Annotated in this window: 10 protein-coding genes; 5 read left to right on the top strand and 5 right to left on the bottom strand. The window is 61.5% G+C overall.

What is annotated here, in order from left to right; translation table 11 throughout:
- Positions 1-6: 6 nt before the first annotated feature.
- The 4 genes from leuA to TU80_RS12435 all read right to left on the bottom strand — a co-directional run bounded on the left by leuA (position 7) and on the right by TU80_RS12435 (position 5,135).
- Positions 7-1,686, bottom strand: a complete 1,680-nt coding sequence (gene leuA, locus TU80_RS12450) for a 2-isopropylmalate synthase (protein ID WP_057004577.1) — start codon at positions 1,684-1,686, stop codon at positions 7-9.
- Positions 1,687-2,009: 323 nt separating this feature from the next.
- Positions 2,010-2,831, bottom strand: a complete 822-nt coding sequence (locus tag TU80_RS12445) for a M23 family metallopeptidase (RefSeq protein WP_046382182.1) — start codon at positions 2,829-2,831, stop codon at positions 2,010-2,012.
- A gap of 3 nt (positions 2,832-2,834) precedes the next feature.
- A complete protein-coding gene (gene xseA, locus TU80_RS12440) occupies positions 2,835-4,214 on the bottom strand; it encodes an exodeoxyribonuclease VII large subunit (RefSeq protein WP_017846166.1) in 1,380 nt (459 codons plus the stop codon).
- Between the two features lie 30 nt (positions 4,215-4,244).
- Entirely contained in the window at positions 4,245-5,135 is an 891-nt protein-coding gene (locus tag TU80_RS12435; protein WP_057004576.1) for a LysR family transcriptional regulator, read from the bottom strand.
- A gap of 99 nt (positions 5,136-5,234) precedes the next feature.
- Here TU80_RS12435 and TU80_RS12430 point away from each other — a divergent pair, with 99 nt between their 5' ends.
- The 4 genes from TU80_RS12430 (at position 5,235) to guaA (ending at position 10,057) form a co-directional block, all read left to right on the top strand.
- Positions 5,235-6,002, top strand: coding sequence for a sulfite exporter TauE/SafE family protein (locus TU80_RS12430; protein ID WP_057004575.1), 768 nt, complete (start codon positions 5,235-5,237; stop codon positions 6,000-6,002).
- A 136-nt stretch (positions 6,003-6,138) separates the two neighbouring features.
- Positions 6,139-6,687 carry a hypothetical protein gene (locus tag TU80_RS12425; RefSeq protein ID WP_017846163.1) on the top strand — a complete coding sequence of 183 codons (549 nt, stop codon included), beginning with the start codon at positions 6,139-6,141 and terminating at the stop codon, positions 6,685-6,687.
- A gap of 240 nt (positions 6,688-6,927) precedes the next feature.
- Positions 6,928-8,397, top strand: a complete 1,470-nt coding sequence (gene guaB, locus TU80_RS12420; RefSeq protein ID WP_017846162.1) for an IMP dehydrogenase — start codon at positions 6,928-6,930, stop codon at positions 8,395-8,397.
- Between the two features lie 82 nt (positions 8,398-8,479).
- Positions 8,480-10,057, top strand: coding sequence for a glutamine-hydrolyzing GMP synthase (gene guaA, locus TU80_RS12415; protein ID WP_046382186.1), 1,578 nt, complete (start codon positions 8,480-8,482; stop codon positions 10,055-10,057).
- Positions 10,058-10,213: 156 nt separating this feature from the next.
- On the opposite strand, the gene treR is transcribed toward guaA, so the two are convergent.
- Complete coding sequence (gene treR / locus TU80_RS12410; protein ID WP_017846160.1) at positions 10,214-10,918, bottom strand: trehalose operon repressor; 705 nt, start codon at positions 10,916-10,918, stop codon at positions 10,214-10,216.
- 238 nt (positions 10,919-11,156) lie between these two features.
- Between treR and treP the strand changes: the two genes are divergently transcribed.
- Positions 11,157-12,599, top strand: a complete 1,443-nt coding sequence (gene treP, locus TU80_RS12405; RefSeq protein WP_017846159.1) for a PTS system trehalose-specific EIIBC component — start codon at positions 11,157-11,159, stop codon at positions 12,597-12,599.
- Positions 12,600-12,668: the final 69 nt, after the last annotated feature.

Raw genomic sequence — 12,668 nt, 5'->3', positions numbered from 1 at the left:
GTGTGTTTACGCCGCTTTCGCTTCCAGATGGCTCAACGAGCGGTTCAGGGCGCTGAATACCGCCTTGAAGCTGGCCGTGGTGAAGTTTTCATCAATGCCCACGCCATGCACCGGACGCTCACCGTTCACTCGCAGCTCGATGTAGGCCGCAGCCTTGGCGTTGGTGCCGGCACCGATCGCGTGTTCGTTGTAGTCCATGATTTCCACGCCAATCGGCAGGCTGGCGACCAGGGCTTCGAGCGCGCCGTTGCCCTTGCCGTGCCAGCGCAGGTTGGTTTCGCCCTGGCCTTTGCCCGAGACTTCCACTTCCACGGTGCTGTTACCGTTTTCTTCCTGCAGGCGATGGCTGACCAGCGCGTAGGGCGTATTGGCTTGCAGGTATTCACGCTGCAACAGCGCGTGAATCTGCGAAGCGCTCATCTCCAGGCCCACGCGGTCGGTTTCGGCCTGAACCACTTGGCTGAACTCGATCTGCATGCGACGCGGCAAGCTGATGCCGTATTCCTGCTCCAGCAGGTAGGCGATGCCGCCTTTGCCCGACTGGCTGTTCACCCGGATCACCGCCTCGTAGCTGCGGCCGATGTCGGCCGGGTCGATCGGCAAGTACGGCACTTCCCACAGGGCGTCGGGTTTCTGCTGGGCGAAGCCCTTGCGGATTGCGTCCTGGTGGGAGCCGGAGAATGCGGTGTGTACCAGGTCGCCGACATACGGGTGACGTGGATGCACCTGGATCTGGTTGCATTCCTCGACCACTTTGCGCACGCCGTCGATGTCGGAGAAGTCCAGCTCAGGGTTCACGCCCTGGGTGTAGAGGTTCAACGCCACGTTGACCAGGTCGACGTTACCGGTACGCTCGCCGTTGCCGAACAGGCAGCCTTCGACACGGTCGGCGCCGGCCATCAGGCCCAATTCGGTGGCAGCTACGCCGGTGCCACGGTCGTTGTGGGTGTGCAGGCTGATGATCACGCTGTCACGACGGTTGACATGACGACCGAACCACTCGATCTGGTCGGCATAGATGTTCGGCGTGGCGCATTCAACGGTGGCCGGCAGGTTGAGGATCATCTTGTGCTCGGGCGTCGGGTTCCACACCTCGATCACTGCGTCACACACTTCCTTGGCGAATTCCAGCTCGGTGGCGCTGAAGGTCTCTGGCGAGTATTCGAACGTCCACTGGGTTTCCGGCTGCTGGGCGGCGTATTTGACGAACAGTTTGGCCGCGTTGACCGCGATGGCCTTGATCCCGTCCTTGTCCTGGTTGAACACGATGCGACGGAAGGACGGCGAGGTAGCGTTGTACAGGTGGACGATGGCTTTTTTCGCGCCGCGCAGGGATTCGAAGGTGCGCTCGATCAAGTCTTCACGGCCCTGGGTCAGCACCTGGATGGTGGTGTCCTCGGGGATGTGGTTGCCTTCGATCAGGGTGCGGACGAAGTCGAAGTCGGTTTGCGAAGCAGCCGGGAACGAGGCTTCGATTTCCTTCACGCCGACGGCGACCAGGGTCTTCCAGAAGCGCAGTTTTTTCACTGCATCCATCGGTTCGATCAGCGACTGGTTGCCATCACGCAGGTCGGAGCTGCACCAGATCGGCGCGGTGGTGATGGTTTTCGACGGCCAGGTGCGGTCCGGAATATCGATGGTCGGAAACGCGCGGTACTTCGAAGACGGGTCTTTGAGCATGCTCATCGGGAAATCCTTTGGTGGAGGGGCCGAAAAAGGGCGGCCTGCCGGAAAATTGTTATGGGGTATAAAACAAGGGACGAGGCAGATCGATTCAGCCTGGCAGTCGTGCGCTGACAAGGCACAGGCTGCGGTGCTGGCGGAGCAAAATGAGTGTGTGAGAGGTTTTCATAAGCTCAACCCTAACCGCCGGGGTGAAAGATGGCAAGTAGTCCAGAAAAATTGAGATAAGTTCTTCTGTGGGCGTAGGAAACGAGATTTTATGCTTGGTAAATAGTCTGGGGCTGGTTTTAATTGCGCAGCCTTTATCGGCTGCGCAATCGAGTCGGTCAAGGTTGAAATGCGCCGATAAAGATCGCGGGATCCACCCGTGCATCGTTCAGGCTGACATTCCAGTGCATATGCGGCCCGGTCGCGCGACCCGTCGCGCCGACCTTGCCCACCACCGCGCCGCGTGCCAGTTGCTGGCCCGGGCTGACATCGATCTTCGACATATGGCAGAACATGCTGATAAAGCCCTGGCCGTGGTCGACGAACACGGTGTTGCCGTTGAAGAAGTAGTTGCCGGTCAGGATCACCTTGCCCGCCGCCGGGGTCTTGATCGGTGTGCCGGCGGGGACGGCGAAATCCAGGCCGGAATGCGGATTGCGTTCTTCGCCGTTGAAGAAGCGACGCACGCCGAACTTGCTCGACAGCGGCCCGTTGACCGGTTTGTCCAGCAGCAGGTTGCTTGGCAGGTTAGGGCTGAAACTGCGGTAAGCCTTGATCTGCACCGCCAGCTCGGCTTCGATGCGCTTGAGTTGCGCCGGGGCGGGGTTGACCTGGCTTTTGTTCTTCAGGGTGATGCGCTGTTCCGGGTACTGCTTGTAGCCGACGATAAACGGCAGGTTGCGCCCGCCGCTGCTGATGCGTTCGTTGCCCGGTTTGACCGTCAACGGAATGCCGACAATCGCCAGCCAGTTGGCCTGTTCCTTGACCACCAGGACCGGCTTGCCCTGGTAGGTGGCTTTTGGCGCGGCCGCCGCGGGGCCGAGGTCGACGACGGCCACACCGCCGGGCACCGGCTTGTTCAAGGCCCGGATGATGAAGCTGTCGGCGTGGGCGTTGACGGTCAGGCACAGCAGCATCAACAGGCTGAAAAAACGTGGCATCGATCAATCCAATAACGAAAGGGTGACGGGTGTCAGGTGGTTGTCTTCCACCCGCACTTGCAATTGGCCTTCACCGAGGCGCGCAGTCAGGCGCTGGCCGGTGTGGGTCTGCGCGGCATTGCGAATCGCCTGGCCGCGCTCGTCGAGCAGGATGCTGTAGCCGCGGCCGAGAGTCGCCAGCGGGCTGACCACTTGCAGCGTCTGCACCTGGCTTTGCAGTTGCAGGCGGCGCGCCTTGAGGCCTTCGCGCATGGCGCGGGGCAGGCGTTCGGCGAGGCTGTCCAGGCGTTGGCGCAGCAAGGCCAGTTGGCGCCCGGGGTGTTGGCCGGCGAGGCGGGTTTCCAGGCGGATCAAGCGTTCGCGGCGGGTATTGAGGCTGCGTTCGAAGGCGCGGCGCAGACGCATGTCCAGGTCGTCCAGGCGCTGGGCCTGTTGGCGCAGACGTTCGCCGGGGTGGCGCAGGCGGCGGGCCATGCCTTCGAGGCGCAGGCGGTCGTGGCTCAGCCGGTTGCGCATCAGCATCACCAGGCGGCGGTGCAGGCTGTCGACCTGGCGCACCAGGTTGCTGGCGTCCGGAGCCAGCAGTTCTGCGGCGGCCGACGGCGTCGGCGCGCGCACGTCGGCGACAAAGTCGCTGATCGACACATCAGTCTCATGGCCGATGGCGCTGACGATCGGCGTCACGCAAGCATCCACCGCCCGGGCCACGGCTTCTTCGTTGAAGCACCAGAGGTCTTCCAGCGAGCCGCCGCCACGGGCCAGGATCAATGCGTCGAAGCCACGCGCGTCGGCCAGCTTCAGCGCGCGCACGATCTGCGCCACCGCTTCGCGACCTTGTACGGCCGTGGGGATCAAGGTGAGCTGCACCTGCGGCGCGCGGCGGCGGAACACGCTGATGATGTCGCGGATCACCGCGCCGGTCGGCGAGCTGATAATGCCGATGCGCTGCGGATGGGCCGGCAACGCCACCTTGCGGTCGGCGCTGAACAGGCCTTCGGCGCTGAGTTTTTCCTTCAGCGCATCGAAGGCCAGGCGCAGCGCGCCATCGCCGGCGGGCTCGACGGTGTCGAGGATCAGTTGATAGTCGCCACGGCCCTCGAACAGCGAGACCTTGCCGCGCACTTTCACCGCCAGGCCGTCCTTCAAGGCCTGGCGCACCCGCGCGGCGTTCTGCCGGAACAGCGCGCAACGCACTTGGGCGCCGCTGTCCTTGAGGGTGAAGTACACATGGCCGGACGCCGGGCGGGCGAGGTTGGAGATCTCGCCTTCGACCCAGATATTGGTGAACACGTCTTCCAGCAACACCCGCGCACGGCCGTTGAGTTGGCTGACAGTCAGGACCTCGCGGTCCAGGCCCAGGCGGGCGAACGGATCTTTAATCATGGAGAGGGATCTTTAATCATGGGCGGCAGTTTATAGGCATTCGCGCAAGGTTTGGCAGAATTGCTCCACCAACGCGCTCGGTGTGTGCGGGCAGGCCAGGGCTACGGTACTCAGGCAGTCCGGGTCGGCCAGGGGTAAAAAATGCACGGCGGCCGGGGCGATTTCCTGCATCGATTTTGGTAACAAGGCAATACCGAAGCCGGCCTGGATCAACTGCAACTGCGTGGTCTTGCGCGACATGACCCGTGCAGCCTTGGGGAAAAATCCGGCACGCATGCACAACTCGGCCGACAGATAGCTCAGCCCGCCGCGCTGGGGGTGGGGGACCGAGATAAACGCTTCGTCCTTGAGTTGGGCCAATTCGACCGGTGCCTGGCAGCGGGCTAGCGCGTGGTTCGGCGGTACGGCCAGCAGTAACTGCTCACTGTATAAAGGCACCACACGCACGCCTTCGCGCTGGCGTAGCACCGGCAGGCGCAGTAGGCCGACGTCCAGGCGACCGTCGGCAATTTCTTCGAGCTGGGCTTCGGAGGACAGTTTTGCGATATCCATCGATACGCCGGGGCAGCGCTCCAGCCAGGTGCTGATGCCGCGCAGCAGCGCGCCGCTCATCGGCACGGTGCTCGAATGGCTCAAGCGCAGGGTGCCGACCTGGCCGTTACCCACTTGCGTCGCCATCTCGCTGGCCTTGTGCAGTTCACTCAGCAGGTTGCGCGCCCGCGGGTAGAAGGCTTCACCGGCGGCGGTCAGCCGAGGCTGGCGCGCGGTGCGTTCGAACAATGGCGTGTGCAGTTGGTTTTCCAGTTCTTTGATCTGCCGGCTCAGGGCCGATTGCGCGACAAACAGGCGCTCGGCGGCGGCGCTGAAGCTGCCGCTGTCGGCGATTTCGACGAAGTAGCGCAGTTGGCGGGTGGAAATCACACGTCATGCCTTTTCGAGATGGGTGGAGGGCTTTGAAGATATTAGTCGCAACTCTCACCGATGGCTAAAGTGATGGACATCTCTTTCAAGGAATTACCCATGAGCCCGGTTGAGCTGATGAGTCAGTGGTCGTTTGGCGGTACAGATTGGCTGGTGATCGGCCTGGGCGTTGCCGTGGCCTATATCGTGTTTGGCATCGCCGGGTTCGGTACGGCGCTGGTGGCGGGGCCGATCCTGCTTATGTTCATGCCGCTGTCGAAGATCATCCCGCTGCTGGTGTTGCTGGATTTCATCGCGGCCTTCGGCAACCTGCTGCAATCGCGACGGGATGTGAACAAGCCGGAGCTGTTGCGACTGCTGCCGTGCATGGCGATCGGTTGCACCCTGGGCGTGGTGTTTTTGCTCAACCTGCATTCGGATCTGTTGCTGTTGTTGATGGGGCTGTTTATCAGCGCCTACGCGATTTACACCTTGGCGGTGAAGGCCCGGCCGGCGCAATTGGCGTCGGGCTGGGCGGTTCCCATGGGCACCGTCGGCGGTTTGTTCGGTGCGTTGTTTGGCAGTGGTGGCTTTCTATATGCGATTTACTTGAGCAGTCGTTTGCCCAAGGACGCCGCGCGTGCCACGCAAAGCGCGTTGATCAGTTGCAGCACCGTGGTGCGCCTGAGCCTGTTCCTGATCGCCGGGGTGTATGCCGACATGCCGCTGTTGCTGCTGGCGGTTTGCCTGCTGCCGGCGATGGCCCTGGGGTTGTGGTGTGGGCGGCGGCTGACGTTGCGCATGTCCCGTGAGGCGTTTGTGCGATTGGTCACGTGGCTGGTGCTGGCCAGTGGCATTGCCTTGATTGGGCGGTACCTGAGTACTTGACCTGTGTCGGGCAGGGATTAAGCTGCCTGCCTTCAGGGCTTCTTCGCGAGCAAGCCCGCTCCCACAGTCGATCGCATTGCAAGGTGGGAGCCGGGCTTGCCCGCGACGGCGCCAGACGTCATACCGCAGGGCTCCCATGAATTCCCAAAGCATCCTTGTCCCGAAAATCTCCACCTTGCCCGTCCACGAACCCCGTGCCCGGGCGATCGTGCGCTGGCTGGTGCGCAAGAACATCATCAAGGAAGAGCTGACCACCTGCGGGCGCACCGGCAACCGCATGGCCTACGCCCTGGCCGACGGCGCCCGTGCCGTGGTGCTGCACCCGGATGCGTTGCCGTTCAACGAACCCGTCAATGGCCTGGAAATCATCTACAAGCGTTGCATCTATACACCGGCCAAGGGTTTTCTCGAAGAAGCCGGCTGCCCGGAATGCCTCAAGGAAATCGGCGAGGCGCTGTTCGACAGCCTGGAAGAGTGGATGCCCGGCCACACCGACAACTTCACCTGCCCGCTGTGTGGGCATGAGGATGACATCAACGGTTTTCTGTTCCTGCAGGAATGTGGGTTTTCCAACCTCGGATTCATCTTCAACAACTGGGCGGAGGCGGGGTTCAAGCAGAGCTTTATCGACGAATTTGCCGATTGGTTGGACCAGAAGATCAGTTGGGTCAAAGTCGAGTTGTAGGCTGCAAGCTCAACCCTTTGTAGGAGCGAGCTTGCTCGCGAAAACCGTCAACGATAATCCGGGTAGTCTGGTTGAACGCGGTGTCTTGGTGTTCTTCGCGAGCAAGCTCGCTCCTACAGAAAAGCAGCATCTTTTCTCCATCTATCAGTATTACCAAGTTTGTCAGAGTTTTACGTTGAGACCTGAGGGGTGTCTGAGTATAATGGCGCGCTTCCATTTTCCCGCTCGGGAGCCCCCGCGATGCTGCGTATCAGCCAAGAAGCTCTGACATTCGACGACATTCTCCTAGTGCCCGGTTATTCCGAGGTGCTTCCTAACGAAGTCAGTCTCAAGACCCGCCTAACCCGTGGCATCGAGCTGAATATTCCCCTGGTTTCCGCTGCCATGGATACCGTCACCGAAGCCCGTCTGGCCATCGCCATGGCTCAGGAAGGCGGTATCGGCATCATCCACAAGAACATGACCGTCGAGCAGCAAGCTGCCGAAGTGCGCAAGGTCAAGCGTTATGAAGCCGGTGTGGTGAAAGATCCGATCACCATCGACGCTGACGCCACCGTGCGCGACCTGTTCGAACTGACCCGCCTGCACAACATCTCCGGCGTTCCGGTGCTGCACAATGGCGACCTCGTCGGCATCGTCACCTCCCGTGACGTGCGTTTCGAGAACCGTCTTGAAGTCACCGTCCGCGAAGTGATGACGCCTAAAGAGCGTCTGGTCACGGTCAAGGAAGGCGCCAACAAGAACGACGTGCGCGAATTGCTGCACAAGCACCGCATCGAGCGCGTGCTGATCGTCGACGACAAATTCGCCCTCAAGGGCATGATGACCGTCAACGACATCGAAAAAGCCAAGGCTTACCCGCTGGCCAGCAAGGATGACCAAGGTCGTCTGCGCGTCGGCGCGGCAGTCGGCACCGGTAAAGACACTGGTGATCGCGTAGCGGCCCTGGTTGCTGCCGGTGTGGACGTGGTAGTGGTCGACACCGCCCACGGTCACTCCAAGGGCGTGATCGACCGCGTTCGCTGGGTCAAACAGAATTTCCCTGAAGTCCAGGTGATCGGCGGCAACATCGCCACCGGCGCTGCCGCCAAGGCCCTGGCCGAAGCGGGCGCGGATGCGGTCAAGGTCGGTATCGGCCCTGGCTCGATCTGCACCACGCGTATCGTCGCCGGTGTGGGCGTGCCGCAAATCAGCGCCATCGCCAACGTCGCCGAGGCCCTCGAAGGCACGGGCGTTCCGTTGATCGCCGACGGCGGTATCCGGTTCTCCGGTGACCTGTCCAAGGCCATCGTCGCCGGTGCTTCCTGCGTGATGATGGGCTCGATGTTCGCCGGTACTGAAGAAGCCCCGGGCGAGATCGAACTGTTCCAGGGTCGTTCGTACAAGGCTTACCGCGGCATGGGTTCGCTGGGCGCCATGTCCCAGGCGCAAGGTTCTTCCGACCGTTACTTCCAGGACTCTTCGGCAGGCGCCGAGAAACTCGTTCCGGAAGGTATCGAAGGTCGTGTGCCGTACAAAGGCACCCTGAGCGCGATCATCCATCAACTGATGGGCGGCCTGCGTTCCTCGATGGGCTACACCGGTAGCGCCAACATCGACGAAATGCGTACCAAGCCAGAGTTCGTGCGGATCACCGGCGCCGGTATGGCCGAATCCCACGTCCATGACGTGCAGATCACCAAGGAAGCGCCAAACTACCGCGTAGGTTGAGGCTTCCAGCATAAAGTTAAGTAACCGGGGCTGTCTTATTCAGCCCCGAGTTGTTTCTGATTCATTAGACGAGACTGATCTCATGGCCCTCGACATTCACGCCCACCGTATCCTGATCCTCGATTTCGGTTCCCAGTACACCCAACTGATCGCCCGTCGCGTGCGTGAAATCGGCGTGTACTGCGAACTGCATCCGTTCGACATGGACGACGCAGCGATCCGCGAATTCGCACCGAAAGGCGTCATCCTCGCCGGCGGCCCCGAGTCGGTACACGAAGCCAACAGCCCGCGCTGCCCGCAAGCCGTATTCGACCTGGGCGTGCCCGTGTTCGGTATCTGCTACGGCATGCAGACCATGGCCGAGCAGTTGGGCGGCAAGGTTGAAGGTTCCGAGCTGCGTGAATTCGGTTATGCCCGTGTCGACGTGGTCGGCAAGAGCCGCCTGTTGGACGGCATCGAAGACCACGTCGACGCCGACGGCCTGTTCGGCCTCGACGTGTGGATGAGCCACGGTGACAAAGTCACCAAGATGCCGCAAGACTTCCACATCCTGGCCAGCACCCCGAGCTGCCCGATCGCCGGCATGTTCAACGACGAGCGTGGTTACTACGGCGTGCAGTTCCACCCGGAAGTGACCCACACCAAGCAAGGCGGGCGCATCCTGTCGCGCTTCATCCTCGACATCTGCGAGTGTGAAGCCCTGTGGACCCCGTCGAAAATCGCTGAAGACGCCATCGCCAACGTGCGTGCCCAGGTCGGCACCGACAACGTCCTGCTCGGCCTGTCCGGCGGCGTTGACTCCTCCGTGGTTGCTGCGCTGCTGCACAAGGCCATCGGTGATCAACTGACCTGCGTATTCGTCGACAACGGCCTGCTGCGCCTGCACGAAGGCGAGCAAGTGATGGCCATGTTCGCCGAGAACATGGGCGTCAAGGTGATCCGCGCCAACGCTGAAGATCAGTTCCTGAACAACCTGGCCGGCGAGTCCGACCCGGAGAAGAAGCGCAAGATCATCGGCCGCACCTTCATCGACGTATTCGATGCCCAGTCCAACAAACTGGACAACATCAAGTACCTCGCCCAAGGCACCATCTACCCCGACGTGATCGAGTCGGCTGGCGCCAAGAGCGGCAAGGCCCACGTGATCAAGTCCCACCACAACGTGGGTGGCCTGCCCGAGGAAATGAACCTCAAGCTGGTCGAACCGTTGCGTGAGCTGTTCAAGGACGAAGTCCGCCGTCTCGGCCTGGAACTGGGCCTGCCCTACGACATGGTCTACCGCCACCCATTCCCGGGCCCGGGCCTGGGCGTGCGGATCCTCGGTGAAGTGAAGAAGGAGTACGCCGACCTGCTGCGTCGCGCCGACCACATCTTCATCGAAGAACTGCGCAAGGCCGACTGGTATCACAAAGTCAGCCAGGCGTTCGTGGTGTTCCAGCCGGTGAAATCGGTGGGCGTGGTCGGTGACGGCCGTCGTTACGCCTGGGTCGTGGCCCTGCGTGCGGTGGAAACCATCGACTTCATGACCGCCCGTTGGGCACACCTGCCTTACGAACTGCTGGAAACCGTCAGCGGCCGTATCATCAATGAAATCGAAGGCATCTCGCGCGTGACGTATGACGTGTCGAGCAAGCCGCCGGCGACGATTGAGTGGGAATGATCCTGCCCTAGCAGGTGGATGCTGAATAACAGAACCCCGGCCATGTGCCGGGGTTCTGCGCATCTGAAACACGATAAATCAAACGCCGCAGCAAAAGTGTGGGAGCGGGCTTACTCGCGATAGCGGCCCGCGGCTACGTTTGAGCTTCGCTCGGCCTTAGCGCCGCGCAATATCCGAAAAGTAGAACTTATCCAACGTATGCCGCGACTCGGTGTACTCGAACTGCCGCCCGTCCTGCAGAAACGTCTGGTTGCTTACCACGATCACATGGCTTTGCCCCTCGAGGTCGAGGTGTGCCTGGTCGTCTTTGCCGCGGGGCAGGGCTTCGATGGTGCGTTGGGCGTAGCTGATGTGCAGCTGCAACGTCTGTTCGATGAAGGCGTAGATCGACTGCTCGGCGATGGTGCGGTCCAGGCCGGGGATCAGGTCGGCGACGAAGTGGTTGATGTCGAGGATCACCCGTTTGCCGCCGATGCGCCGCACCCGTTTGATGCGGGTGATCAGGGTGCCGGGTTCGGCCTCGATATGCTGCAGCAGTGAGCCTTCCAGCGGGAACTGGGTGAATTCGACGACGTCGGTGTGGACGTCATCGCCCAGGTCGGCGTGGGTTTCGTGGAAGCTGACGATGCCGCCCAGTTGGAACTCGATGGGGTTGGGCGATAACACAAACGTGCCTTTGCCATGGATTTTCTGCGCAAACCCACGCTCCTGCAGCTGCTCGATGGCCCGCCGCACGGTGCCACGACTGGCCTGGTAGGCATCCATCAGTTCGGTTTCAGAGGGAAGACGGGTGCCGCGTTGCAGGCGTTCGGTGGTGATGTTGGCAAGCAGATCGGTATAGATCTGGTTGTATTTGCTCATGGGGATGGCTCTGTGCCGCGTTTGCGTTCAAGGCAGGAACCTTAGTGGCACGGCTGGGGTTTGTCCATTGGGCCCATGGAAATCTGTGGGCTGTGGCGGGGCCTGATCCAGAAAAAATAGACAATATGTAACTCGTACAGACGAGTTGTTGCTTTAACTCGTCTGTACGAGTACTTTTGCCTTCGGCGTGCTGCCAATGACTGCCCCCCAAATAAAAAAATCAAAGTGGAAACCAAGCATGAGCCACGACTATTCGAACATCGCCCGCGAAATTCTCGAGCACCTCGGAGGCCGCGATAATCTTGAGCAAGCCGCCCATTGCGTGACCCGCCTGCGCCTGGCGCTCAAGGACCCGAGCCTGGTCAACGGCAGCGCGTTGAACCAAGTCGACCTGGTCAAGGGCTCGTTCTTTACCGGTGGCCTGTTCCAGGTGGTGATCGGCCCCGGCGAAGTGGAAAAGGTCTACGCCGCCCTGCGCGAACAGACCGGCCTCGCCGCCGCCACCATCGCCGACGTCAAGAAGAAGGGCGCCGACAAGACCAACGCCATGCAGCGTCTGGTGCGGGTGTTCTCCGATGTGTTCATGCCGATCCTGCCCGCGTTGATCATCGCCGGCCTGTTGATGGGCGTGAACAACCTGATGGGCGCCAAGGGCATGTTCATCGAGGGCAAGACGCTGCTGGAGGCCTACCCGAACCTGGATGGCCTGTGGAGCCTGATCAACCTGATGGCCAACACCTCGTTCGTGTTCCTGCCGGCGCTGGTGGGCTGGTCGGCGGCCAAGCGTTTTGGCGGCAGTGAAATCCTCGGCATCGTGCTTGGCCTGATGCTGGTCCACCCGGACCTGCTCAACGCCTGGAACTACGGCAAGGCGGTGGCCGGCCTCGATGGCCAGAGCCTGCCGTACTTCGATATTTTCGGATGGTTCAAGATCGAGAAAGTCGGCTACCAGGGGCAGATCCTGCCGATCCTGATGGCGGCGTATGTGATGAGCGTCATCGAGAAATGGCTGCGCGCGCGAGTGCCGAATGCCATCCAACTGTTGGTCGTGCCGATCACCACCATCGTCGTCACCGGCGTGCTCGCGCTGGCGATCATCGGCCCGGTGACCCGTCACCTCGGCATCCTGATCACCCAGGGCGTGGTCACCCTGTTTGACCTGGCGCCGATGCTCGGCGGGGCGATTTTCGGCCTGTTGTATGCGCCGCTGGTGATCACCGGCATGCACCACATGTTCCTGGCGGTGGACCTGCAACTGATCTCCACCCAGGGCGGCACGTTTATCTGGCCGATGATCGTCATGTCCAACCTGGCCCAGGGCAGCGCCGCGCTGGCGGTGTTCTACATGGCGCGCAATGCGCGGGACAAAAGCATGGCCTCGACTTCCGCTGTCTCCGCGTATTTCGGTATCACTGAACCGGCGATGTTCGGCGTGAACCTGCGCTTCAAGTTCCCGTTTTATGCCGCGCTGCTGGGCTCGGCACTGGGCAGCATTTTCCTGTCGCTGAACAAGGTGCAGGCCTCGGCCATCGGGGTCGGCGGCTTGCCCGGGTTTATCTCGATCGTGCCGCATGCCATCCCGATGTTTGTGATCGGGATGGTCATCGCGATGGTCGTGCCGTTTGTTCTGACCTGTGCATTGAGCATGAAGATCGTGCGGCCTGGGTATCGCGTTGCCTGAATTACCGCGTTCGCGAGCAAGCCCGCTCCCACAGTTGAATGCGTTCCCCCTGTGGGAGCGGGCTTGCTC

Origin of the sequence: Pseudomonas veronii (genome assembly GCF_001439695.1) — a bacterium.
GTDB classification, from domain to species: Bacteria; Pseudomonadota; Gammaproteobacteria; order Pseudomonadales; family Pseudomonadaceae; genus Aquipseudomonas; species Aquipseudomonas veronii.
Note: the sequence above shows the minus strand (reverse complement) of the source record. Positions and strands in the feature narration are given on the sequence as shown.

Coding starts and splice junctions, on each gene's coding strand:
- leuA (WP_057004577.1), bottom strand. CDS start 1,686: ATGAGCATGCTCAAAGACCCGTCTTCGAAGTACCGCGCGTTTCCGACC.
- TU80_RS12445 (WP_046382182.1), bottom strand. CDS start 2,831: ATGCCACGTTTTTTCAGCCTGTTGATGCTGCTGTGCCTGACCGTCAAC.
- xseA (WP_017846166.1), bottom strand. CDS start 4,214: ATGATTAAAGATCCGTTCGCCCGCCTGGGCCTGGACCGCGAGGTCCTG.
- TU80_RS12430 (WP_057004575.1), top strand. CDS start 5,235: ATGAGCCCGGTTGAGCTGATGAGTCAGTGGTCGTTTGGCGGTACAGAT.
- TU80_RS12425 (WP_017846163.1), top strand. CDS start 6,139: ATGAATTCCCAAAGCATCCTTGTCCCGAAAATCTCCACCTTGCCCGTC.
- guaB (WP_017846162.1), top strand. CDS start 6,928: ATGCTGCGTATCAGCCAAGAAGCTCTGACATTCGACGACATTCTCCTA.
- guaA (WP_046382186.1), top strand. CDS start 8,480: ATGGCCCTCGACATTCACGCCCACCGTATCCTGATCCTCGATTTCGGT.
- treR (WP_017846160.1), bottom strand. CDS start 10,918: ATGAGCAAATACAACCAGATCTATACCGATCTGCTTGCCAACATCACC.
- treP (WP_017846159.1), top strand. CDS start 11,157: ATGAGCCACGACTATTCGAACATCGCCCGCGAAATTCTCGAGCACCTC.